Source organism: Kushneria marisflavi, assembly GCF_002157205.1.
Taxonomy (GTDB): Bacteria; Pseudomonadota; Gammaproteobacteria; order Pseudomonadales; family Halomonadaceae; genus Kushneria; species Kushneria marisflavi.
Genome location: NZ_CP021358.1, coordinates 589,724 through 614,086 on the forward strand (window position 1 = coordinate 589,724; position 24,363 = coordinate 614,086).

At 56.7% G+C, this 24,363-nt stretch carries 23 protein-coding genes; 12 read left to right on the forward strand and 11 right to left on the reverse strand.

From position 1 onward, the window contains the following. Positions 1-96: 96 nt before the first annotated feature. The 5 genes from lpxO (at position 97) to B9H00_RS02765 (ending at position 4,949) form a co-directional block, all read left to right on the forward strand. The gene (gene lpxO / locus B9H00_RS02745; RefSeq protein WP_211329554.1) at positions 97-993 is read left to right on the forward strand and encodes a lipid A hydroxylase LpxO; all 897 of its coding nucleotides are present in this window, start codon (positions 97-99) and stop codon (positions 991-993) included. 12 nt (positions 994-1,005) lie between these two features. Next, positions 1,006-1,776 (forward strand): 4'-phosphopantetheinyl transferase family protein, encoded by a 771-nt coding sequence (locus B9H00_RS02750; RefSeq protein ID WP_086899379.1) that lies wholly within the window; start codon positions 1,006-1,008, stop codon positions 1,774-1,776. A gap of 74 nt (positions 1,777-1,850) precedes the next feature. Next, positions 1,851-3,065, forward strand: coding sequence for a putative DNA modification/repair radical SAM protein (locus tag B9H00_RS02755; protein WP_086899380.1), 1,215 nt, complete (start codon positions 1,851-1,853; stop codon positions 3,063-3,065). Positions 3,066-3,087: 22 nt separating this feature from the next. Continuing rightward, positions 3,088-3,957, forward strand: a complete 870-nt coding sequence (locus B9H00_RS02760; protein ID WP_236944402.1) for a TIGR03915 family putative DNA repair protein — start codon at positions 3,088-3,090, stop codon at positions 3,955-3,957. Positions 3,958-4,073: 116 nt separating this feature from the next. Continuing rightward, positions 4,074-4,949 carry an AEC family transporter gene (locus tag B9H00_RS02765; protein ID WP_086899381.1) on the forward strand — a complete coding sequence of 292 codons (876 nt, stop codon included), beginning with the start codon at positions 4,074-4,076 and terminating at the stop codon, positions 4,947-4,949. An 85-nt stretch (positions 4,950-5,034) separates the two neighbouring features. On the opposite strand, the gene B9H00_RS02770 is transcribed toward B9H00_RS02765, so the two are convergent. From B9H00_RS02770 to B9H00_RS02795, 6 genes are all read right to left on the reverse strand, one after another. Further along, positions 5,035-6,522, reverse strand: a complete 1,488-nt coding sequence (locus B9H00_RS02770) for a sugar porter family MFS transporter (protein WP_086899382.1) — start codon at positions 6,520-6,522, stop codon at positions 5,035-5,037. Positions 6,523-6,694: 172 nt separating this feature from the next. After that, positions 6,695-7,081, reverse strand: a complete 387-nt coding sequence (locus tag B9H00_RS02775; RefSeq protein WP_086899383.1) for a DUF4168 domain-containing protein — start codon at positions 7,079-7,081, stop codon at positions 6,695-6,697. 142 nt (positions 7,082-7,223) lie between these two features. Next, positions 7,224-7,919: a monofunctional biosynthetic peptidoglycan transglycosylase gene (gene mtgA, locus B9H00_RS02780; protein ID WP_086899384.1), complete on the reverse strand. Its 696-nt coding sequence runs from the start codon at positions 7,917-7,919 to the stop codon at positions 7,224-7,226. A 181-nt stretch (positions 7,920-8,100) separates the two neighbouring features. Next, positions 8,101-8,955: an S-formylglutathione hydrolase gene (gene fghA / locus B9H00_RS02785; protein ID WP_086901664.1), complete on the reverse strand. Its 855-nt coding sequence runs from the start codon at positions 8,953-8,955 to the stop codon at positions 8,101-8,103. 339 nt (positions 8,956-9,294) lie between these two features. Continuing rightward, the gene (locus B9H00_RS02790) at positions 9,295-10,059 is read right to left on the reverse strand and encodes a Crp/Fnr family transcriptional regulator (protein ID WP_236944340.1); all 765 of its coding nucleotides are present in this window, start codon (positions 10,057-10,059) and stop codon (positions 9,295-9,297) included. A 352-nt stretch (positions 10,060-10,411) separates the two neighbouring features. After that, positions 10,412-12,358, reverse strand: a complete 1,947-nt coding sequence (locus B9H00_RS02795; RefSeq protein WP_236944341.1) for a putative bifunctional diguanylate cyclase/phosphodiesterase — start codon at positions 12,356-12,358, stop codon at positions 10,412-10,414. A 255-nt stretch (positions 12,359-12,613) separates the two neighbouring features. Between B9H00_RS02795 and B9H00_RS02800 the strand changes: the two genes are divergently transcribed. Then, a complete protein-coding gene (locus B9H00_RS02800) occupies positions 12,614-13,369 on the forward strand; it encodes a 2OG-Fe dioxygenase family protein (RefSeq protein WP_086899385.1) in 756 nt (251 codons plus the stop codon). 93 nt (positions 13,370-13,462) lie between these two features. Here B9H00_RS02800 and B9H00_RS02805 read toward each other — a convergent pair whose 3' ends face one another. Continuing rightward, on the reverse strand, positions 13,463-14,059 hold the full coding sequence (locus B9H00_RS02805; RefSeq protein ID WP_322788262.1) for a DNA-3-methyladenine glycosylase I: 597 nt from the start codon (positions 14,057-14,059) through the stop codon (positions 13,463-13,465). A gap of 128 nt (positions 14,060-14,187) precedes the next feature. Here B9H00_RS02805 and B9H00_RS02810 point away from each other — a divergent pair, with 128 nt between their 5' ends. Next, positions 14,188-14,688 (forward strand): DUF421 domain-containing protein, encoded by a 501-nt coding sequence (locus tag B9H00_RS02810; RefSeq protein WP_086899386.1) that lies wholly within the window; start codon positions 14,188-14,190, stop codon positions 14,686-14,688. A gap of 113 nt (positions 14,689-14,801) precedes the next feature. Next, positions 14,802-15,416, forward strand: a complete 615-nt coding sequence (locus tag B9H00_RS02815; protein ID WP_086899387.1) for a transglutaminase-like cysteine peptidase — start codon at positions 14,802-14,804, stop codon at positions 15,414-15,416. Positions 15,417-15,428: 12 nt separating this feature from the next. On the opposite strand, the gene B9H00_RS02820 is transcribed toward B9H00_RS02815, so the two are convergent. Continuing rightward, positions 15,429-16,028, reverse strand: a complete 600-nt coding sequence (locus B9H00_RS02820; protein WP_086899388.1) for an HNH endonuclease — start codon at positions 16,026-16,028, stop codon at positions 15,429-15,431. 208 nt (positions 16,029-16,236) lie between these two features. Between B9H00_RS02820 and B9H00_RS02825 the strand changes: the two genes are divergently transcribed. From B9H00_RS02825 to B9H00_RS02835, 3 genes are read left to right on the forward strand one after another with little or no spacing between them, the layout of a single operon-like run. After that, positions 16,237-16,764 carry a helix-turn-helix domain-containing protein gene (locus B9H00_RS02825; protein ID WP_086899389.1) on the forward strand — a complete coding sequence of 176 codons (528 nt, stop codon included), beginning with the start codon at positions 16,237-16,239 and terminating at the stop codon, positions 16,762-16,764. After that, positions 16,761-17,453 carry an AzlC family ABC transporter permease gene (locus tag B9H00_RS02830; protein ID WP_086899390.1) on the forward strand — a complete coding sequence of 231 codons (693 nt, stop codon included), beginning with the start codon at positions 16,761-16,763 and terminating at the stop codon, positions 17,451-17,453. The genes B9H00_RS02825 and B9H00_RS02830 overlap by 4 nt, the downstream gene beginning before the upstream one ends. 2 nt (positions 17,454-17,455) lie before the next feature. Continuing rightward, positions 17,456-17,794 carry an AzlD domain-containing protein gene (locus tag B9H00_RS02835; RefSeq protein ID WP_086899391.1) on the forward strand — a complete coding sequence of 113 codons (339 nt, stop codon included), beginning with the start codon at positions 17,456-17,458 and terminating at the stop codon, positions 17,792-17,794. 27 nt (positions 17,795-17,821) lie between these two features. Here the strand turns inward: B9H00_RS02835 and B9H00_RS02840 are convergent, their stop codons facing one another. Further along, positions 17,822-19,210 (reverse strand): L-serine ammonia-lyase, encoded by a 1,389-nt coding sequence (locus tag B9H00_RS02840; protein WP_086899392.1) that lies wholly within the window; start codon positions 19,208-19,210, stop codon positions 17,822-17,824. A 178-nt stretch (positions 19,211-19,388) separates the two neighbouring features. Here B9H00_RS02840 and B9H00_RS02845 point away from each other — a divergent pair, with 178 nt between their 5' ends. Continuing rightward, complete coding sequence (locus B9H00_RS02845) at positions 19,389-20,309, forward strand: LysR substrate-binding domain-containing protein (protein WP_086899393.1); 921 nt, start codon at positions 19,389-19,391, stop codon at positions 20,307-20,309. A gap of 71 nt (positions 20,310-20,380) precedes the next feature. Here the strand turns inward: B9H00_RS02845 and rpoD are convergent, their stop codons facing one another. Then, entirely contained in the window at positions 20,381-22,243 is a 1,863-nt protein-coding gene (gene rpoD, locus B9H00_RS02850) for an RNA polymerase sigma factor RpoD (RefSeq protein ID WP_086899394.1), read from the reverse strand. A gap of 215 nt (positions 22,244-22,458) precedes the next feature. Further along, entirely contained in the window at positions 22,459-24,312 is a 1,854-nt protein-coding gene (dnaG, locus tag B9H00_RS02855) for a DNA primase (protein ID WP_086899395.1), read from the reverse strand. Between the last annotated feature and the right edge of the window lie 51 nt (positions 24,313-24,363).

Sequence of the window (24,363 nt, forward strand, 5' to 3'; positions counted from 1 at the left end):
ACACTCATTTGCGAACATGCGAGACTGCGCCGCCAGTAGTCTGGAAGACAACATTATCGCCGACGTTGCCGGCAATCATCCGGAAAAGAGATCGCTATGATCAAATGGACAATCGTGGCCCTGATCGTGGCCAGTATTCTTTATGTGCATTTTCGTGGCCGCGTTCGTCACAAGCCCTTCCGCCAGCTGTCGGACCACTCGAGCTTCATGGCGCCCATCAATGCGTTCATGTATCTGTTTTCAAAAGTGCCGGACCGCCCCTACCACCGCGCCGAAGACTTCCCGGGCATTGAAGCACTGACCGCTCGCTGGGAAGAAATTCGCGATGAGGCCCTGACACTTGAAAATCACATCAAGGGCTCGGCCAAAAAGGACGACGCCGGATTCAATTCGTTTTTCCGACGTGGCTGGAAGCGCTTTTATCTCAAGTGGTACGGCGAAAGCCATGAGTCAGCGCGCCAGCTCTGCCCGCGCACGACCGAGATTCTGGCCGGGATTCCCGGTGTAAAGGCAGCCATGTTCGCCGAGCTACCCGCCGGCAGCAAGCTGATGAAACATCGCGACCCTTATGCCGGCTCGATCCGCTACCATCTCGGCCTGCGTACACCCAACGATGATCGCTGCCGCATCAATGTGGATGGCATCGATTACAGCTGGCGAGACGGGGAAGCCGTGCTCTTTGATGAGACCTTCATTCATTACGCCCAGAACGATACAGAACAGAACCGCCTGATCCTGTTCTGCGATATCGAGCGACCCATGAAGTATCGCTGGGCAGCGGCGGTCAATCGCTGGTTCAGTCGCAACGTGATGGCTGCGGCGGCTTCCCCCAATGATGACAACGATCACACCGGCGGGCTCAACCGTGCCTTCAAGTACATCTACAAGGTTCGTGAAGCCGGCAAGCGTCTCAAAAAGAAGAACAAGACACTGTATTACGTGATCAAGTGGCTGATCTTTGGCGGCATTATCGTCGGCCTGCTGTCACTGTAACGCCGACCCTTCATGTCTGATGTCATCGCGCCCCCACACTTTGGCTGGCCCTTTATTTCTCCGGCGCGTGGGGCGCGACTGAGCATTACCTCCTTTGATGCTCAACGCTTTGATGACAGCGCCTTCGCCCTTCATGGCATGGCGCTGCCTGACAACCTCTCCCGTGCAGTCACCAAGCGTCGCGCCGAATACCTGGCAGGTAGAGTGTGCGCCCGCCATGCGCTGTCCGCGCTTGATATCCATGTTACTGCCCTGCCCAGCCTGACGGACCGCCAGGTCGATTGGCCACTACCGGCAAAAGGCTCCATCACCCATGCGCGTGATCTTGCTGCTGCTCTGGTCGCTACCGCAGCCACTCATCAGGGGCTGGGGGTGGATGCCGAACGCTGGCTAAGTGTCGAGCGCGCCGACTATCTCGCCACATCGATTTTGACCCCGGATGAGCAACGGGCCATCGATGGCTTCACACCTGAACAGCGTGCACGCCTCATCACACTGACCTTCTCGCTCAAGGAGAGTCTTTTCAAGGCGCTGTATCCCCTGACCGGCACACGTTTTTATTTTCATGACGCACGGATCGAGGGGCTGGACCCGACGGTTTCCTCAGGCCAGTGCACGCTGGTACTGGACTGTACACTGAGCGAGACATGGCAATCGGGCATGCGCTTGATCGGCGACCACGCCAATCTGGACGACCATGCCCTGACCGCCGTCATGATTGATGCGGCGCCAAGGCACGACTGTCCTTTGATGAAGAAGTACCCCGCTCAGGCACTACGCTGATGCCATGAATGCAATTCAGTTGTTGTTCATGCGCATCACGATTACTGTATGCAAATACAGTTAAAGGAGTGCTCATGCAGCTCACCGACAAGCTGATCGTTCTTGCCGACGCCGCCAAATACGACGCTTCATGCGCCAGCAGCGGGGCGCCCAAACGCTCGTCAAAGGGTCAGAAAGGACTTGGCGCCACCAATGGCAATGGCATCTGTCACAGCTTCACGCCGGATGGCCGATGCGTGGCGCTGCTCAAGATTCTGATGACCAACTTCTGCCTTTACGACTGCCAATATTGTATTAATCGGCGCTCGAGCAATGTCCCCAGAGCACGCTTCAGCGTTGATGAAATCGTGCGGCTGACGCTCGACTTCTACCGCCGTAACCTGATCAGCGGGCTGTTTCTTAGTTCCGGCATCATTCGCTCCAATGATTACACCATGGAGGCGCTGGTCAGAGTGGCCAGAACGCTGCGCGTTGAGCATCAGTTTCGCGGCTACATTCATCTCAAGACGATCCCGGATGCCTCGCCCGACCTGATCCGTCAGGCCGGGCTGTACGCTGACCGGCTCAGCGTCAATGTCGAGCTGCCGACCAGCCAGAGCCTGAACCGACTGGCGCCAGAAAAAAGCGACACCACCATTCGCCACGCCATGTCGACCATCCGCGATGGGCTGGATGAAGCTACCGCCGAGCCAAAGGCCCCTCGTTTTTCGCCCGGCGGGCAAAGCACCCAGATGATCGTGGGGGCCGACGATACCGATGACCACACCATTCTGGGTAACGTTCAGTCGCTGTATGGCGATTACCGGCTCAAGCGGGTCTACTACTCGGCGTTTTCACCCATCCCCGAAAGCCCATCATCGGTGCCGCTGATTGCACCGCCGCTGCTGCGTGAACATCGCCTTTATCAGGCCGATTTTCTGATTCGGGGATATGGTTTTCGTGCCGATGAGCTTCTGCAAGGGCCCGGCAACCTGTCGCTGGACATCGACCCCAAGCTTGCCTGGGCGCTCAACCATCGTGAGCTGTTTCCCATCGATCTGGATCGCGCTGACATGTACATGATTGCCCGCGTTCCAGGCATCGGCATCACCAGCGCTCGACGCATCGAGACGCTAAGACGGGAGCGGCGCATCCGCTATACCGACCTCACCCGACTGGGCTGCTCCATGAAAAAGCTGGCGCCCTTCATTACCACGCAGGATTACCGGCCGCGACAGGCCGGTCTTGAACGACAGGCCCTGCTCGCCCAGATGCAGACGGCCTCTCCAGCGCAGATGGCGTTGCTTTGATCCTTCAGGAGACGGCGTGACGATGTATACCCTGCATATGACCCGAGCCGACTTCGCCTGCTGGCGCAACCATGCCCGCCGGTTACTGGCTGCCAGAGTGCCGCCCGGTGACGTGCTGTGGCAAAGCGAAGACTCGGCAGGTGATCTTTTTGCCAGCGGTGATACCGACCTGCCCCCACCCGCCGAGACACCACTGGCATTGAAACTTTCAAGGCAGGATTTGCGGCGACTGGAGTGTGCCTCGCGCTACTGGCCTACCCATCATCAGGAGTGTCGTTGGGCGCTGCTGTATCGAGTGGTCTGGCGACTGGCTCAGGGCAAAGGCGAAGCCCTGCTGGCGGGGGATACTGACGGTGCCGTCATCGAACAGCGCGTCAAGGCCGTGAACCATGAAGTGCATCACATTCATGCCTTTTTGCGGTTTCATCCTCAATCAACCAGTGCTGGAGAGCAGCACGCGCCGGAATTCATCGCATGGTTCGAACCTCGCCACGATGTGCTTGAAGGCGCCGCGCGACATTTTATTGATCGGATGGGACAGCATCGCTGGCTGATCATGACCCCCGAGGGCGCCATCGTCTGTGATGGGCGGCAATGGCACATTGAGCGTCCTGATGCTGGCCCCTTTACCGTGCAGGATTATCAGTCGCTGTCGGCCATGGAAGATGATGCAGAAGATCTCTGGCTTGCCTACTATGCCAGCACGTTCAACCCGGCTCGTCTCAACGAAAAAACGATGGTGCGCAGCATGCCCTCACGCTTTTGGCGACACATGCCGGAACGAGTACTGATTACCGGTCTTATCAGCCACGCCAGGCATGGCGCCCGCCGGCTGGGCCAGGACAGCCGCCTGGCCAATCGGCCCGGGCACGCCATCAAGCTGCCCAAATAGAAATACGACGAAAGTAGAATATTTTTTCCAGACAGCTTGCAACTGTCCTCACAACCCCGTGAAAATAAAGCTCTCGCTTTGTTGCAGTCATCACTGCTGCTTCCACAGGGTTTTTCATGTTTTCACAAATCATGGCTGTCATGGTGCCCATCATGGTGGGTGCTGGCATCGGCTACTTCTGGGTGCGCTTTCGTCAGCCCTACCCCACCGGGTTCGTTACCAAGCTTGTCTTTAACGTCGGCACCCCCTGTCTTATCGTTAATGCCCTGTCGAGTACGCATGTCGAACTGTCGGCCTTCTCGAGCATGGCCACCGCAACCTTTCTGTGCCTGCTGGTGCTGCTGGTCGTCGGTCTGCTGCTGTCGCGTATTACGAAGATGGACTGGCGTACCATCGTGCCGTCGGTACTTTTTCCCAACACCGGTAACATGGGCCTGCCACTGGCCATGTATGCCTTTGGCGAAGGACGCGGCTTTTCACTCGCCATTGCCGTGTTCGTGATCGTATCGATTGCTCAGTTCGTGGTGGGCAGCATTACCAGCAGTTCACGGCCGGTCAGAAACCTGCTGACCAATCCGACCATCTACGCCAGCATCATCGCGATTCTTTTGATGGCCTATCAGATTACGCTGCCGGCATGGCTTGCCAACAGCATCGAACTACTGGCCGGCATGACGATTCCCATCATGCTGATTACGCTCGGTGTGGCACTGGCCAGCATTCGCGCACGTAACCTGTCAGCTGGACTTGCCTTTGCGCTGGGCCGGGTTGTAGTGGCCGGCGTTATCGCTCAGGGCATTGGCCTGCTGCTGGGGCTGGATGAAGAAGCCCGAGGTATTCTCATGGTGATGATGTGCATGCCCATGGCGGTGTATAACTATCTCTTTGCCCAGAAGGCAGGACGCTCGCCGGAGTTCGTGGCCAGTCTGGTCATGTGCTCGACACTCGCCTCGTTCATTTATCTGCCGCTGATGCTGATGTGGGTGATTTAAAGCTGACTCGGCCGGTTTGAAACATCAAAAAGGCCCCACCATGGTGGGGCCTTTTTTGATGGCGTGAAACCCTTCCCGAGCGGTGTCAGGCCGTTTGCGCATCACGCTCGCGATACTGCGAGAAGTCTTTAACTCGCCCCTGGCGGAATTTCTCGCCCATGAGCGTTTCCATCGATTCCAGCGGCACGCCTTTCGTTTCCGGCACAAAACGCCAGACGATCAACAGGCTGATGAGCGTAATCGCACCAAACAGCCAGAACGGAAAGGCACCATTGAACATGTCATTGAGCCATTCGCTGCCGCGCATCATCGGGAAGGTCTGCGCCACGATAAAACCAGCCGTCCACTGTGCGCCCATGGCCAGCGCCATGCCCGACTCACGAATCGAGTTAGGGAAGATCTCTGACAAAAGCGTCCAGCTGCAGCAGCCCCAGGAAATGGCATAGCCCGTGACATACACCATGATGGCCAGCATCGCAGTATAGCCCTGAACATCGAACCAGAAAACGGTGCCCAACACGGCCATGCTCACAATGCAGGCCAGCGAACCAATGGTCAGAAGACGTACGCGCCCGACACGGTCGATCAGATACATCCCGATCAAATTGCCCACGATAAAGATCAGGCCAATGTAGCCTGTCTGGAGCAGCGCGCTGCCGGTGCTGTCAGTGACGCCGGAGAGCACGGTCGGCGCGTAATACATCACCACATTGATGCCGGAGAGCTGCTGCGCCGCCGATAGGAAGATACCTACCAGCGCGATTCCCATCATCACGGGTTTTTTAAGGGCACTGCGTGAGCTGCGCTTTTCCTGATGAAGCTGGCGGTTCATGGCACGACGACCGCTGGACTTTCCTCCATCCAGTGAATGACGCACCTCCTCAACCATCGGCTCGATGTCCTTTTGCGGCGTAAAGCGCGCCAGTATTCGCCGAGCCCGGTCATGCTGTCCGTGCATAATGCACCAGCGCGGCGATTCCGGCACCAGCAAGAGCAATACCGCAAAGAGCACGGCTGGAATGGCCTCTGAGCCCAGCATCCAGCGCCAGCCGTAATTATTGAGCCACTCTTGGGCCACATCACGTGCAATAAAGTAATTCACGAAAAATACGATGGTCTGGCCAACCACGAGAGACTGCTGGAACATGCTCAGTGTCCGGCCACGCCAGTGCTGAGGGGCCAGTTCTCCCATGTACATGGGCGATACCACGCTGGCGATCCCCACGGCCACACCCCCGGCCAAGCGCAGGACAATATAAAACCAGAAGGCAGGCGCCAGTGCAGACCCCAGTGCTGACACCAGAAACAGGGCAGCCGCCGTCATCATGGTCATGCGTCGGCCCAGAATATTGGCCAGATAGCCGGCACCGAGAGCGCCCAGAATGCTGCCGATCACCACACTCGATACTGCCCAACCCTTCATGGTCGATGAGAGGTCAAAATAGGTGGTAATCGAGTAGATGGCGCCTGAAATGACGGCCGTATCGTAACCAAACAGAATGCCGCCAAGTGCTGCGACAAGACAGATGGAAAGTATGTAGCCTATTCCGCTTGAACTCTTTTGCTCCGTCATAAGTGCTCGTCTTCATCCCTGAATGTCACCAGCCTTGCGCTGGCCTTAAGTCATCAAGGGGTAGACTTTAGTAGAAAATTTCCTTTTACTCGAACCGGGATCAAAAAGCGTTTTTCGAGCATAAAAAAGGGCCGCTTCCGAAGAAGCGGCCCTTTGAGATTACCGAAATGGCTTACTGCTTTTTCTGCGCCATTTGCTGAACCTTTTGCATCATCTGAGGATCATTCTGGACAGCCTGACCAATCTGGTTGAACTGTTCGACTTCCAGATTGTTGTCCTGTACGGCCTGTACCATTTTCTGGTTGGCCTCTTCACGGATGCTCTGCTGAGCATCGGCATCATCAGCACCCTGAAGCTGCTTGGTGTAATCCTGCGAGATGCCTGCAATTTCCTGAGAAGCAGAGGCAAAGTTCTGCAGCTGGTCGTCGCTGAAATTCTTCTGTGACTGCTGCTGGCTCTGGGCGCCCTGAGCCGGCTGCTCCTGAGCGGCGAGTGCCGGTGTGGCAGCGAGGCCGGTCGCGACCAGCGATGCGGAAACAACTGCGGCAAAACGTTTCATGAACATCCTCCTGACTACCTTTGCTTTTCAATGCGTACTGTCATTATGACGCCGCACGACCCACTAAGTTCAACTGATTTTGTTACTGCATGTAATTAATTTTAAAGGCTTTATTGCCTTCATTATTACAGGCAGTTCCATTTCACTGTAGACGCTGTAAAAAGCGCGTGCCGCCCAGCTGTCTCATTTGCTGTCTGACCCAGGCAATGCGCTGTGCCACACGCCCACTCGGCGCCGTCGGACTCCAGTGACGAGGATTGGGGAGAACGGCTGCAAGTCTTGCGGCCTGGCCTGCCGTGACCTGACTGGCGCCGATGCCGTAATAATGCTGGGCAGCAGCTTCCAGTCCAAACACGCCCTGGTCCCATTCCACCACATTGAGGTAAACCTCAAGGATGCGTTCCTTGGGCCAGATCAGCTCGATCAAGAGTGTAAACCAGACCTCCATGCCCTTGCGCAGCCAGCTGCGATCGGACCACAGGAAAACGTTCTTGGCGGTCTGCTGACTGATGGTACTGGCACCACGCAGGCTTTTGCCTTCCTTCCAGGCCTGGATGGCGGCATGCACCTGATCCAGATCGAATCCATAGTGATAGGGAAACTTCTGATCCTCGGCGGCAATGACGGCAAGCTTTGCCTGATCGGAAAGGGACCGCCAGGGCGTCCAGTGATAGTGAATCGTGATGGGCTCACCATCGATGAGGGAACTCACCTTGCGCTCGAGCATGACCATCGACCCCGGCAACGGCACGAAACGAAACAGCGTGACCAGCAGTATCGACAACACGATCGCGCCCAACAGGATTCTGACGCACCATCGTAGCAGCAGTCCGATCAATGCCCTTGCCCCCTTCCTCTATTGCAGCAGTGCCTGTTTGTGCACCATGCCGTCTGATCATTGTTAATGACCACAGGTTACACGTCCCCGACCATGAGTGCCTTCGCGATATCCATGAGGACAATAAACAGCCGGGGCTCATGCAGGAGCCCCGGAAGTGATGAACGTTAATCGCCGAGGATCACGCCTGATCGGCAAGGAGGTGACGAGCGTGATATTCGAGATGGTCATCGATGAAACTTGCCACAAAAAAATAGCTGTGGTCATAGCCTTCGTGACGGCGGAGCTTCAGGGGGACGCCCTGAAGGTGGCAGGCCTTTTCCAGATGATCCGGCTTGAGCTGGTTTTCAAGGAATTGATCATCTTCCCCCTGATCAATGAGCATGGGCTGTTTGGAAGCGCCGGCCAATATCAGCTCACAGGCATCCCAATTGGACCACTCGCCACGATCCTCTCCCAGATAGTGGCTGAAGGCCTTTTCACCCCAGGGGCAGTCCACCGGATTAACGACGGGCGAAAAGGCCGAGATACTGGCATAGCGGCCGGGCTGTTTCAGCGCACAGATCAAGGCACCATGGCCACCCATGGAGTGTCCGCTGATGGCTTCACGTTCGCTGATGGGGAAATGTTCACGAACCAGCGCCGGAAGCTCGCTCGTCACATAGTCATACATGTGATAGTGCTTGTCCCAGGGCGCCTTTTTGGCATTCAGATAAAAACCGGCGCCTGAACCGAAGTCATAGCTTTCGCGCTCACCCGGCAGATCAGTGCCGCGCGGGCTGGTATCCGGGCAGATAATCGCCATGCCCAGCCTGGCGGCCATTTTCTGGGCGCCGGCCTTTTGCATGAAGTTTTCATCAGTGCAGGTCAGTCCGGAGAGCCACCACAGTACCGGCACGGGGCCATTTTCCGTCTGTGGCGGTAAAAAAATGCCAAAGGTCATGTCGCAATCAAGTACCTGCGAGCGATGGCTGAAGCGCTTGACCCACCCCCCATGGCTTCGGGTAGCGCTCAACTGTTCGATGGACTGCGTCATGGTCGTCTCCACTATGGGTTATCACTGGCGTAATAGATACGTTCCATCCTGGTCAAAACAGGCTCGATGTGCCTGCTGAACACGGGTATCCGACATCGACGGGCATTCAACAGCTCGATATCGCGCCGGTATAGTGGGCCACGAAAAGCGCAAACGGCAACCGATGAAAGAGACAAATCCAGACGAGCACGGCCAATGGACGATACCGCTTTAGGCCGGAGCCTTCACTGAGGGAAAGACGCGATAGAAATACTGCCTGAAAAGCATCAGGACAGACCCAGGCCTGCCCTGTCAGATGCTCATCAGACGTTCAAGAGATGGAATGGATGAGTGGTGATATCAACGCAGCGTAGAGCCATCGTTTTCAATCAGCTTTAACAGCTCGCTGATACTATCGCCCAGGTAGATATCCGAGAAATTGGCGACGTCATAGAAGGCCTCCAGATCCGGAATCTCGATTCGATTACGCTCACGATATAAAAGCCCTTCCTCACGGAGTTCGGAGAAGGTACGACTGACGTGAACGGCTGAAAGCCCGAGAACATCTGCCAGCACCTGCTGCGACAGCGGCAGGTTGAACCGATGCGTGATGTCCGGGCAGGTCTTTCGCAAACGCAAATGCATTTCACAGATGAAATGCGCCACCTTTTCACGCGCAGTGCGTCGGCCCATGTTGACCAGACGCTCTGCCATGATGGCCTGCTGCTGCCCCGCCAGCGAAAACAGCACGGTGGTCAACCTGGGAGATGTCGTGAAGATATCTGTCAAATTCTTGAAAGGAAAACGGCAAATCACGCCTTCTGTCAGCATGGCCACCGACGTCAGATGGCGTCGAGGTGAAAAATCACTCAAACCGACCACATCCCCCGGCAAAAAGATATTAAGGATCTGGCGAGTGCCATCATCCATTGACCGGTATGAACATGCCCAGCCCTCACTGAGAACACAAAGGGTTTCAGCGAAATGGTTCTCCTCCCATAGCATCTGGGCATTCGATACGGTCTGAGGCGTCTTTTCCAGCGCTGCCAGAAGCTCGGCTTCCGTCTCATCAAGCGCACAATAATGTTTGAAGTTACGCACCAGGCAGCGATCCCTGTCCAACATGGCATGCACCTCCCGAATCGCTTGAAAAAGCCATTCGGCATTATAGTAATAATTGATGCATTACCGTCCAAAGATAGACGCTATTGTTGGACGAATCGCTTCCCGATGCCGCTAACCTGGATTATGCAAATAGCAAAAAATCAATCATTTACAAGAAAAGCACGGCGAAGCGCCAGATTGAGAGTTACCTGGCCGACATGAAGACGGCCATAAAATCATGTGACGTTTTCCGGTACTGGCGAGCCGGCTCATTTTATTAAAGAAATCACCTGTCATATGAGCAGCCCGGCTTGCCGGCATCAGGTGTTGATCACGCTGAAGCGTCTCTCTTGATCAAGAGGACATGACGTACTTACTTTTTGTGTGAGGCGTTCTGTCGCCCTCGAAACAGGGGCTGTGTTTCAAGCAGTGGCGTGATTCGTTCGGCTCGCATGGATCGAAAGAAATAAAACCCCTGAACAAGATCGACGTTGAGCTCCTGAACCAGCTCCAGCTGCTCGCTGGTTTCGACCCCTTCTGCGATGACTTCAAGACCGAGTCGGTGCCCGATAAAGACGATACCTGCCAGAATGGCCCGGTCCTGAAGACTCTGAGGCGAATCCATCACAAAGGTACGATCGATCTTGAGTGAGGTGACGGGAAACTGCTTTAGATAGGCCAGCGAGGAATAACCGGTGCCGAAGTCATCAATCGCAATTTTCATGCCACGATGGTAAAGCGTTTGCAAATGGTTCTTTACCGCTTCATCAGCCTGCACCAGAACATTTTCGGTAATCTCGATACCGATATCGCGCATGGAAAGCTGGTAACGCTGCATCGTTTTTTCCAGCTGCTCAAGCATGATCGTGGTACGCAGATGCTCTCCGGAAAGATTGATGTCCACACGGTAGCCATGGAGTCCCTGCGCCTTCCAGCTGGCCTGCTGGCGGCAAAGCGCCTCGATGGCCCAATTCCCCAGACTCCCCATCAGCCCAAACCGTTCCGCCAGCGGAATGAACTCTGCAGGAGAGATCATTCCACCCTCAGCAGGAAACCAGCGCAGCAACGCCTCCATGCTTTCGATACGACCACTACGCGATATCTGGGGCTGAAAATGCAGCGCCAGCTCTTGTTGATCGATGGCATTTTCCAGACGCTTGAGCAGTTCATGCTGATAAATCAGATCGCGGTGAAACTCGTGACTGAATATCTGAAACCGGCTTTCACCCGGCATCCGGGCACGGTTGCGCGCGACATTGGCGGCATAGACCAGTGACTGGGCATCTTCGCCATTATCAGGAAAAAGGCTGATGCCCTGACTGACCGTGATGTGATGAGACTTGCCATCCAGCAGAAATGGCAGTTCAAACATGCTGTTGACCCGGTCGATCAACTGCAGGGCATGGCGTCTTGAATCAAGGTGTGTGCAGGCCATGATGAATTCGTCATTGCCAAACCGTGCCAGTAAATCGGAAGTGTAACTGTTCTGGGAGAGCCGCTCGGCGACCTGAGTCAGTAGATGATTTCCTTGCTCATATCCCAGCGAGTCATTGATTTCGGAGAAATTCTCGATGTCGATAAACAGGACCGCCAAGGGCGCCCGATGACGATCCTCATCCTCGATCAATCGGTTGAGCTCGGCAATGAAAGCTGCACGATTAGGCAGTAGCGTCAGCGGGTCATAACGCCGAATGAATTCAAGATCACGATGTGCCTGCTTTTGCACTGACAGATCAACATCCACACAAAACATCAGCGGATTATTGGTGTGCTGTCCAAGCATCACGTGGTGCGAAAAGACCGCCACGTTCCGCCCTGACTTGTGTACCAGCTCCATTTCACTGGCCGGGATTTCTACCCCTTCGTTGATCCAGCTCTGGTGCGCACGTATGACCGACTCGCGCATGCCTTTCGGAATGATCAGCTCTTCAAACCGACAGCCCATCACCTCATCAGGCATGTAGCCATAGAGCTGGGTACTGGCGGCATTCCAGTAAATGACGCGTCGTTTACGATCATAGCCCTGCACGGCAACGCGCGGCAGGCTTTCAAGCAGCGCTCGAAAGCGCTGTTCGCTGCGGTCATAGCGCAAACGCTCATGGCTGCTAAGACGATTGTCCGGATAGTGAAGCTGTTGATAGAGCTGTCGATTACGCAGCCGGGTACGATGCCAGGCAAACAGCACGGCGACCAGTGCCAGTCCCAGAATCATGATCGCCAGATTGCGCGCACCAAAAAAAGATGTGACCACCAGCACCGATATCAGGCCTGTCATCCATAGAACAAGACCATAGCGCAGGTACTTGTGCGAAATGCGCATCTCCGATTAATCCTGATCTGACCCGGTGAAGGGTCCGCTGGTCAAAAATACTGGCGTCTCTCATCAGCATAACAGCTTACGCCATGTCACAAGGAATAAGCGAGACGTTACCAGTGTTCTGGCATTCACCCTCATTTCCAATCAATGCCTGTCTTTGCTCATCAATCCCCTTCTGAAAGTCCATAACATTTGAGTGCGGACTGTCGGCAAACGCCGACAGTTGACGCATTTCATTATTCTTTCAGGAGAAAAAAGATGACCACAACCAATGCACAGTCCTTCTGGCAGCACAATGTCCCGGCAGCGCTCGGCGAACATGACTGGTGCTTTACCCAGGTTCGTGACCGTGTCGACCTGAGTGCCTGGCAGGCCTTTACCCGGAACCTTCCGCGTGACCCCTACGTTGATCGTCGCTGGAAGCGCATGTCCTGGCTGGCGATTGATGAGCTGGGTCGTATGAAAGATCTGGGTGAGTGCCCCATGGCCCAGGGTGGACAGTATAACGATGCCGAAAGCATGGCGGACAAGCTGCGCTGGTATCCGGCTCTTGAGCAGGATTTTCTGGACCGGCCCGACGTCCGCGCCTTTGTCGAAGCCTGGGCAGGACTCTGGGGACTGGGTGCCAATGAGCCCATCCTGATGCAGATCACAGGCGTCAGGGGCTCGGGCGAGCTTGACCCTCTTCAGGGCCAGGGCATTCATGCCGACGGCTGCCGCTATCTGAGCATCATGGTGCTGGACCGTGACAACGTCAGCGGTGCTGAAAGTGTGCTTTACGCAGATCGTGCAGGCCAGGCGTTGCTGGCTGATCAGGTCATGGAACCCGGCGATGTGCTTCATCTGCGTGATGACCGCCTCTTTCACGGCGCCAAGGCGCTGCGTCAGGACGACCCGGGCCAGCCCTATGAGCGATTTATCATCATCATCAACTCAAGCTTCGTGGATGGTTTTCAAAATCGCATGCTGCGTCGCTACTTCCCGGAAGCTGTCATTCATGAACATATTGCCTGAGGCTTGAGACAGGCAAATGATTTGATGACATTCCTTTAACCATAAAAGGAGCCGCCGGCCGACATATGTCGGCCGGCACCCTGCCCATTGGTCTCATGACCGCGGCATGCGGGGCTCCCCCATCGCCGCAACCACCCGGCGCCGATGACAATCCGGCGCATGGTCATTGACCATCCCCGTTGCCTGCATCCAGGCATACACGATCGTAGGCCCGACAAACTTGAAGCCTCTTGCCTTGAGTGCTTTTGAAAACGCAGCTGACAGCGGCGTTTGCGTTGGCACGGGCGGCAGGCCTTGAATCGGTCGATCGCCTATCATTGACCAGCAAAAGGTTGCGAAGTCCTCCCCCTGATCCTGCATGCTTAAAAACGCCTGAGCATTGCCAATGGCTGACTCAATCTTGGCACGTGAGCGAATGATGCCTGCATTGAGCAGCAGCCGTTCGACATCCTGCTCGGTAAAGCGGGCAACACGCTCGGGATCAAATCCTTCAAAGGCCTCGCGAAAGGCATCACGCTTTTTCAACACGACCAGCCACGAAAGGCCGGCCTGAAAGCCATCAAGGATCAGCTTCTCCCACAGGGCCTGACTGTCGAACTCCGGCACGCCCCATTCATGATCGTGGTAGTGCGCCAGTACAGGATTTCCCTGAACCCACGTGCATCGTACTGGTGAGGGCATATCCTTCATGAGACATCTCCGGTGTTATTTCACTGATACGGTCTGGCGCGCCAGTATTTCCCGCGGATATCCGACAGAAAACCATATCCGCATCTACCCTGAAGGTTCACTTCATGCTTCTTCAAAGAGCGGCGCTCATGAACCCCATTCTGCATACAATCGTGGTCGGTATTTTAAGTTATCTGATCCTGATCATCGTTTTGCGCGTCTCCGGCAAGCGAACCCTGTCAAAATGGAACGCCTTCGATTTTGTCACCACCATCGCGCTGGGCTCCATTCTGGCCACTGCGCTGACCTCAACGCAGGTCTCCCTCGCCCAGAGCATTACCGCATTTGTGGTGATCGTGATGCTGCAGTTTGTGATCACCTTCTTCTCGGTGCGTTCACGCGGCGTGCTCAAGTTGATTAAGTCCCAGCCCACCCTGCTGCTTTTCAGGGGGCAGTACTGCTGTGATGCCATGCAGCGCGAGCGGGTGGCAAAGACAGAAATCATGGCCGCCATTCGTGAAAAGGGCATGGCCGATGTCGAGAAGGTTCACGCCGTTGTTCTGGAAACCGATGGTAGTTTCAGTGTGATTGGCAGTGCTGGAGATCACGACTCGGCACTGGAGGGTGTCGACGGCCTCCCGGGGCAATAGGCAGAAAAAGGCCCCTTTCAAGGGGGTTGATCATCCCATGGCATGCGTTCGGCACAGTGCAAAATAGAGCATCACACCCCGGACGTCTTCCATGATCCTGTCGGTATCTGCTCATGCCCCTTCATCGCGCTTTTGCCGCCACGCTGTTGACCGGCTGCCTTGCCCTGCCTTTCACATCATCCGCCAAAGCCTTCACCTGGTGGGACGACAGCCGCGAGATGGCCATTACCCAATCGAGAGCTGAACTGGTTCAACAGGTGCGTCAGTATCAGGGACTGGCGCAGCTGCAGTACGTCAACAGAGTGGTCAATAACGCCGCGCGCCAGCAGGAAGAAGAAGGCACTGACATCTGGAAAGGCTTTGATCGTCTAACCCGTGAGGGCTACGGCGACTGCGAGGACTTTGCCATCGCCAAATACCAGATATTGCGCGAGGTCGGCATGTCATCCGACAGGCTCGATTTTCTGGCGGCCAGGGATACCCTCACCCCTACCTATCACGCCGTATTGCGCTATCGAAAGCAGGACGGCAGTTATCTGATCCTTGATAACCTCACCCCACTGATACTGCCTCAGACACAGCGTACCGACCTCACCCCTATCGTGGCCTTTGACCAGACCCATAGCCTGCTCTGGAAGGGTGGACACTTCGTCCCGGTCGCCCCGACACACATCAAACTGGGGGGCACACTGCTGAGCGAGCGTATGGCCAGGCTGATGCACTACTGAGCCGGCGAGCTCTCAGGCTGCCAGTGCTGCTTTCAGATACGCGCGAAGCGGTGCATTCTTGAACTGACACTTCAGATACCAGAGCTGCCGGGGCGTCATGGCTTTCGGGCGCATCATGTAGAGCACTTCTGCCATGGTCGGTACGAAGGGTTTCAACAGAAGCGCCATGCCCGCCTCTTCCGGCGTTCGATTGCCCTTGAGACTGTTGCAGCGCTGACAACAGGCCACCGCATTGAGCATCGAAAGTCGCCCGCCACGGGATCGGGGTAGAATGTGATCGATGGTCAGGGCCTGGCGCGTCACCGTCACGCCACAGTAGGCGCAGCAAAGGCCTTCACGGTATTTGCACAGCACCCGATTAAAGCCGGTGTGCTCGAACGCCAGCATGGCATTGACCGACGGCGAGACCCCGATGACCTCAGGAATATCAATAAACGACTGCCTGCCGGTTAGTGAGCTGGTGCCGCCGTGCAGTCGATAAGCGGCCTCACCATCAGCCCACACCACACCACCTTCAGAGGCACGCGACATCAATACCGCAGCTTCTTCAAGCGTCAACCAGTCGATCGGGATGCCGGAGGCATGTAGACGTAACACCATGGGTTGGCGCATAACACGAAACTCCCCACGAGTCGAGACGATACCCACGATCCTACACCACTATGTCATTACCATGACAATCCCTTCATAAGTCTCTATTTATCCAGATGCTGCCCTGAATGACGCAAGCCGGACCTCACGTTTGACATTGCACCGTTCCATATATAAAACGTTTTATATATGGAACGGTCGAGATCGTCGATTACTGGAGCAAAGATTCATGGATAATCATGCCCTGCAGCGTCTTGGACACCACCTCACGACAATGCGCCAGCAAAGGGCGTGGTCACTGAGCCTTCTGGCAGAAAAGGCCGGCATTGCCAAGTCAAGCCTGTCACGACTTGAGCAGGGCCAGGGCAACCCCACCCTCGATACCCTGTGGCGTCTGGCACTGCAACTGGAAACACCTTTCAGCGCGCTGATCGCCGAAACCCTGGGCAGCGTCACTGACGGCAATATCTCGATCTCCCTGCTCAAGCGTCATCATGATGCCCTGCCCGTCGACATCTATCTCATGACGCTGGCTCCCAACGCCTCGCGTCATGCCCACCCGCATGCCATGGGCACTCGTGAAACAATCCAGGTCATCGGCGGCAGTCTGCAGGCCGGCGTCGAGCAGGCACCGCTTACGCTGATCATCGGAGAGATTCATCAGTTTGCGGCGGATCAGCCGCACCTCTACAGAGCAGGCCCAACGGGTGCCACGGCACTGGTCACCATCTTTTATGCCAAAGGAGACATGACATGACCGCCACGTGGCAAATGGGCGCTCGCGAAGCCCTGCCACTGCTGAGTGGCTATCTGCCGGCGGCACTCTCCTTTGGTTTGGTGGCCAATCAGGCGGGTTTCAGTCCGTTTGAAGCCACGGCCCTGTCGCTGTTGATCTATGCCGGAGCCTCGCAGTTTCTGTTTGTGGGCATGATTGCGGGCGGCGCGCCGCTATGGCTGACGGTGGTCATGACGCTATTGATCAATGCCCGCCACGCGATCTATGCCATATCACTTGCCCCATGGGTGACACAAAGTCGTCGATGGCCGTGGCTGATGCATGGCCTGACGGATCAGGTGTTTGCGCTGGCGCATTACCGCCTGCCGCTACTGGATGAGAAAGAGCGCACGAGCTGGTTTTTCGGTACCGCCATTGTGGCCTGGCTGGGTTGGGCGGGTGGCACCCTGCTGGGTAGCCTCATCGGTGAGCAACTGATCGAGCAGTGGCCGTTACTGGCCAGTGCCATGGCCTTTGCACTGTCGGCACTTTTTTTGGTGCTGCTGGCACCGCGTGTGACGTCCGCGCGATGGAGTAGTGCGCTACTGATCAGTGCTTTTGCGGCGCTGATACTGGCGCTCAATCACATAACCAACATCGCCGTGCCAATGGCAGCAGCGCTTGGCGCTCTTTGCTTTTATCTTTTGACGGAAAGTGCAGCGAGGAGCTGACCATGAACAGCGCTGTCTGGTGGGCCGCTTGTGCCACGGCCGTGGGGACCCTGCTGATTCGAATGTTACCGCTTTATCTGATGCAGCGGCGTCTGAGCCGTTCGTCCGACACCGAGGGGAAGGTGACCATACCAGCATGGCCATCGATACTGGCACCGCTGATGATTGCGGCCCTTTTGGGAGTGTCGCTGGCGCCTCAGCCGGTCAATGCGGTGAGCTGGGTCAGTACGCTGATCGCAAGCCTCGTCACGCTGACCCTGTGGTACAAAACACGAACGCTGGGGCTACCGGTGGCGGCCGGGGTGGCCGCCTATGCGCCGGTACTGTTGATCGGGTCATGAGGCTGACCGCATGACCCGACCAGACGCTCAGCACTCGATGGCGTTGACGGCCAGCCCGTAATTGACGGCCAGCCCGCCCAGCGAGGTTTCCTTGTATTTGCTCTGCATGTCCCGACCAGTATCGCGCATGGTACGGATGGCATGATCCAGCGAAATAAAGTGGCTGCCATCGCCATTAAGCGCAAACTGAGCGGCATTGATCGCCTTGACCGACGCAATGGCATTACGCTCGATACACGGCACCTGAACCAGACCGCCGACCGGGTCGCAGGTCAGGCCGAGATTGTGCTCAAGGCCGATTTCGGCGGCGTTTTCCACCTGCTCGGGCGTGCCCCCCATGACCTGGCACAGACCGGCAGCGGCCATGGCGCAGGCCGAACCCACTTCTCCCTGGCACCCGACTTCGGCACCGGAGATCGAGGCGTTTTTCTTGCACAGAATACCGATGGCACCGGCCGTCAACAGGAAGTCGACGACGCCACGCTCACAGGCACTCTCTTCAAACTTCATCCAGTAGCCAAGCACTGCTGGAATAATACCGGCGGCGCCATTGGTGGGTGCCGTCACCATGCGCCCACCGGCGGCGTTTTCTTCATTGACTGCCAGGGCAAACAGATTGACCCAGTCCATCGCTGAAAAGGTGGTCGCGATCAGGTTTTTCTCGGCGCGCTCAAGCCTGGCCAGCAGACCTGAGGCACGACGGCGAACGTTGAGGCCGCCCGGGAGTACACCGGTTTGCTCAAGCCCCTTGGCGATACAGGCCTGCATCGCCTGCCAGATACCGAAGAGCTCCTGACGCACTTCCTCTTCACTGCGCCAGACCAGCTCATTGGCCATCATGACCTGGGCGATGCTCATGTTCTCGCGCTTGCAGATCTCAAGCAGCGCGTCGGCGCTTTCGAAATCATAGGGCAGCGTGATGCCGGGCTCGACATCAGCATTTTCTTCATCGGCACCATTAATAACAAAGCCGCCGCCCACCGAATACCAGGTCTGGGTGATGTTGCTGCCATCCCTGAGCGTGGCCACCAGCGTCATGGCGTTGGGGTGACGCGGCAGTGGCTCGTTGGACCAGTAAAAGTCCCGCTCCCACAAAAAGGGCACGCTGACCCGCCCCCCCAGGCGCAGCACCTGTGACTCCAGCAGCTCATCAATGGCCGGCGCGATGATGTCCGGATCGATCGAGGCCGGCAGCTCTCCCATCAGTCCCATGATGACCGCGCGGTCGGTACCGTGCCCGACCCCGGTGGCTGACAGTGAACCGTGAAGATGGATCTCCATACCGGTAACGCGTGAGGTCGCCTGACGTTCTTCCAGCGCATCCAGAAAAAATTTGGCCGCGCGCATCGGGCCAACCGTGTGCGAGCTGGATGGGCCGATGCCGATATTGAACAATTCGAAGACGCTGATAGGCATGTTGTCACCCCATAATCGGTGTAAGGAGCGCTAAACCATTATTGGATTTGTGCGCGATGAGGCCAGCATGTATTGCCTTTGAGCGCCTTTCAAAGCATAAATAGGCGACCAGGGTTTAGTTATTCTAAACCATCAACCATATCGGCCTTATATGGGCCACCGCTGATGCCGAGTTTTTATGCCCTCAGCCACTACCGCCATGCATGCCGGTCTTCATGTCTTTGCCTGCGCCGCGCGCAATCTCTCTTTTACGCGTGCGGCCGGTGAACTCAATGTCACCACGGGTGCCGTCAGTCAGCAGATTCGTCTACTCGAAGAGCGACTCGGGTTTCGACTCTTCCATCGCCACCCGCGAAGACTAACGCTAACGGCCGAGGGGGAGCGACTGGCCGAAGCAGTGTTGAGCGCACACGGTCGTATCGACCAGGAGCTCAAGCGACTGTCCCGCGGCCTGATGAGTGGTGAGCTGGTGTTGCGCTGCGTGCCGTCCTTTTTGACCCGCTGGCTGATGCCTCGGTTGCCACGCCTGCAGGCGCAACTGCCGGCACTGGACATCTACCTGCACGCCGAAGACAGTGACCGCACCCTGACCGAGGAAAACTTCGATCTGGCCATCGATCTGGGCAACGATCACTACCCGGGCATGGCCTCCACGCTGCTGATGGAAGAGATCATTTTTCCGGTCTGCGCCCCATCGCTATTCAGCCACCGCCCGGCACTGAACCATCCCGACCGGCTCAGCCACTATCCGCTTCTGCATGATGTCACTGCGTGGCGAGGCAGCAGCGCGCATGGCGAATGGCATCACTATCTGGAAGCCATCGGCGCCGACACCCTCGGCATCCAGCGAGGCTATAGCTTCAATCGACATGACCTCACCATGGAGGCCGCCCGTGCCGGCATGGGTATTGCCATTGCCCGCCAGACACTGCTGCGCGATGAATTGAGCAGCGGTGAACTGATTGCTCCACTACCACAGCGAGTCAACACGGGCCGCCATTACGCGATCGTTCACGCCTTTGGTGCGCTGGACGATCCTCGCATTCGCGCCGTCCATGACTGGATATGTGCCGAAGCCAGACGTACGCCCGGATCGTGACGTCGTCTTATATGCATAAAAAAACGCCCGCGCCTTGAAGGCAGCGGGCGTTGAGAGACGAACCTGATGCTTTATTCGTCGATGAAGGAGCGCAGTGATTCGGAACGAGACGGATGACGCAGCTTGCGCAGTGCCTTGGCCTCGATCTGACGGATACGCTCGCGGGTCACATCAAACTGCTTGCCCACTTCTTCCAGCGTGTGGTCAGTGTTCATATCGATACCAAAGCGCATGCGCAGCACCTTCGCTTCGCGTGCCGTCAAGCCGCCTAGCACGTTGCGCGTGGCTTCGATCAGACCTTCGCCGGTAGCTGAATCGATCGGAGACACCATGGTGGAGTCCTCAATGAAATCACCCAGATGGGAGTCGTCATCATCACCGATGGGCGTTTCCATCGAGATCGGCTCCTTGGCGATCTTGAGCACCTTGCGGACCTTGTCTTCCGGCATCTCAAGGCGTTCGCCCAGCTCTTCCGGTGTGGGCTCGCGGCCCATTTCCTGAAGCATCTGACGCGAAACGCGATTGAGCTTGTTGATCGTTTCGATCATGTGGACCGGAATACGAATGGTACGAGCCTGATCGGCAATCGAGCGCGTGATTGCCTGACGAATCCACCAGGTGGCATAGGTCGAGAACTTGTAACCACGACGATATTCGAACTTGTCGACGGCCTTCATCAGACCGATGTTGCCTTCCTGAATCAGATCCAGGAACTGCAGGCCGCGATTGGTGTACTTCTTGGCAATCGAGATCACCAGTCGAAGGTTGGCTTCTACCATTTCCTTCTTTGCACGACGCGCCTTGGCTTCACCGATCGAGAGGCGACGGTTAATGTCCTTGAGCTCGGAGACCGGCAAAAGCGCCAGCTCTTCTTCAAAGGCAATCTTGCGCTGAGCACGCTCGATATCGGCACGCAGTGGCTCGATGTTGCTGGCGTGCTTGCTGTTGCGCTCGATAAAATCATCGATCCAGCTCGAATCGGACTCACGACCCGGGAAAGAAGCAATGAACGTCTTGCGGGGCACCTTGCCGCGCTTGACGCACAACTGCATGATGGTCTTTTCCTGTTCACGGATCTGACCCACGCTCAGGCGAAGCTGACCCACGAGGCGTTCAAAGTGACGCGGTACCAGCTTGATCGGTGAGAAGAGCTCTGCCAGACGGGCCTGCTCGCTGCGCGCCTGCGATGAAGACAGACCATGCGCTTCGATGGCCGCCTTGGTCTGCTCGTTCTGCTCGCGGATCTGCTCAAAGCGAACGCGCGCCAGCTCGGGGTCCGGACCGCCTTCAGAGGCGGTATCGTCCTCTTCATCGCTGTCTTCTTCGTCGCTGTCGTCGTCACTGTCGCTATCGTCGGCGTCGTCGGCCACGACTTCGGGAATGGGCTCTTCGACCTCGGCCACACCCGGTACGCCTTCATCAGGGTCAATGAAGCCCGAGAACAGATCGGATAGACGCCCCGGAGCCTCTTCATCCTGAGTGGCATCGTAGGCCTGGAGTATCGAATCTACAGAGCCCGGAAGGCTCGCCAGTGCCGACATGACCTCACGGGTTCCCTCTTCGATACGCTTGGCGATCTCGATTTCGCCTTCACGCGTCAGAAGCTCGACGGTACCCATTTCACGCATGTACATGCGGACCGGATCAGTGGTGCGACCAACGTCACTTTCAACAGCCGCCAGCGCTGCGACAGCTTCTTCGGCGGCAGATTCGTCAGCAGACTGATCCGACATCATCAACGTATCTTCATCGGGTGCCTCCTCAACGACGTTGATACCCATGTCGTTGATCATGCCGATGATGTCTTCTACCTGATCAGGATCTGCAATATCCTCAGGCAGATGGTCGTTGACCTCCGCGTAGGTAAGAAACCCCTGTTCCTTGCCTCGCGCGATCAACTCCTTCAGACGTGACTGCGGTGTATTTCCAGCCATAGAAACCTATCTCGAAGAAGAGTGAAGCGCCTGGTTCATGTCAAAAGACACACCAGACAATCCAGTATAGACCAGCAGGGAGCCGACAGCAGATGACTGTCGCTTCTCACCAATCCTGTGTATTGATTCGGACGCCAAAAGCCATGCGGCGTCTATCGCTGTATCCCTACTAAATAAGGGGGATAAACGCTTGTTTCAACCCCATGGCAGGGCCTTCAGCGCTTGAGCTCACAGATCAACTGCCACAGCCGACCTGCTTCCTCACGCGTGAGTTTTTCACCGTTGCGCTCTCTGGCCTGCAACGCTTCAAGCTCACGCTCCGGACTTGAACGCTTGCGCTGCTGCTCGAAGTGCGCCACGAGCACCTCCATTTCCCGCTGACGCAGAGCGGCCGGAATCAATGGCTCACGCTGCAGGAGCGTCAACAGCCGGCTGCCATGACTGCTGCCATGAAAATGGGCCAGCAATACCTGCGATGAGCGATACCCACCAGCGCGCACCAGCCTGACCACCTCCAGCAACAGCTGGCCGTCGTCATCTTCAGGGCACCACGCCTCGCCTTCAGGTAGCGCCTCGACCAGCACTGGCGAATGTACGATCAAATGAAGGATTCGACCGCTCATGCTCAGGCTCGTCGCACCCTGCTGACGGCGTGGCGGCGCCTTTCTTGCCAACGGCGCCGAATGGCCGGATTCATGAGAAGACGCATGCTGCTGTGGCTGAGGGGTCTGTGATGCCGCCACACCCGGGCGAGCCCTGCCTTCGGAAATCTCTTCAAGCGTACTGCGCTCAAGGCCTGTACGCTCGCTGAGCTCGCGCATCAAAAGGGATTTCAAAAGCCCCTGAGGCAACTTCGCGATGCCTTCCAGCACAGCACTGGCAAAGCGCTCCCGATCCTCAAGGCGCCGCAGATCCCGTCCCTCACCGGCATGATCGAAGAGGTATTCCGTCAACGAACCGGCGCGAACGATGCGCTGCTCAAACGCCTTACCGCCTTCCTGACGGATCAGAGAGTCCGGGTCTTCCCCTTCCGGCAGAAACAGAAACCGTGCCTGACGGCCATCGATCATCTGCGGCAGCACGGTATTCAGCGCACGATATGCCGCCTGCCGGCCAGCAGTATCACCGTCGAAACAGAACACCACCTCATCCACCAGGCGGAAAAGACGCCGTAAATGCTCTTCCGTGGTCGCAGTCCCAAGTGTCGCTACCGCGTAATCGACCCCGTGCTGCGCCAGGGCCACCACATCCATATAGCCTTCCACAATGAGCATGCGCTCAGGACGCTTTGATTGCATCCGGGTCTCATAAAGCCCGTAAAGCTCTCGCCCCTTGTGAAAGACCGGGGACTCGGGCGAGTTGAGATACTTGGGCTTTTCATCCCCCAGCACGCGGCCGCCAAAGCCGATCGTTCGCCCTTTCCAGTCGCGGATGGGAAAAATGACCCGATCACGGAAACGGTCCCAACTGCGCCCGGTTTCCTCTTTCCTGACCAGCAGGCCATACTCGATCTGAACGTTTTCATCCACACCCTTTTCGCTCAGATGACGCTTGAGCACATCCCAGCCTGCCGGTGCATAGCCAATGGCATAACGGCTGACAATGTCATCGCTCAGGCCGCGACGCTTTAGATAATCGTGCGCCGACTGCGACGCGCCTGACGCCAACTGCTGCTGATAGAACCGCGTCCCCAACTCCAGCAGATTGACGGCTTCTTCCTGTCGTCGCGCCTGGACACGCGCCTGCTGGCGCTGTTCATCGCTTTCTCCTTCGCGCGGCACTTCCATGCCGGCACGACCGGCCAGTGCCTCGATCGCCTCCGGGAAATTCAGGCGATCAAACTCCATGACAAAACGCAGCGCGTTGCCGCTCGCACCACACCCAAAGCAGTGGTAGAACTGCTTATCGGCGCTGACAGTAAAGGAAGGAGACTTTTCCTGGTGAAACGGACAAAGCGCCGAGTGGTTGCGCCCCGTCTTCTTGAGCTGCACACGAGCACCAATGACATCAACGATATCCGTTCGCGCCAGTAGATCGTCGATGAATCGCTGAGGAATTCTGCCGGCCATAATGTCCTGCACTACCTCAAGGGTCAGTGGTCATGCCTGCGACGTCGCCAT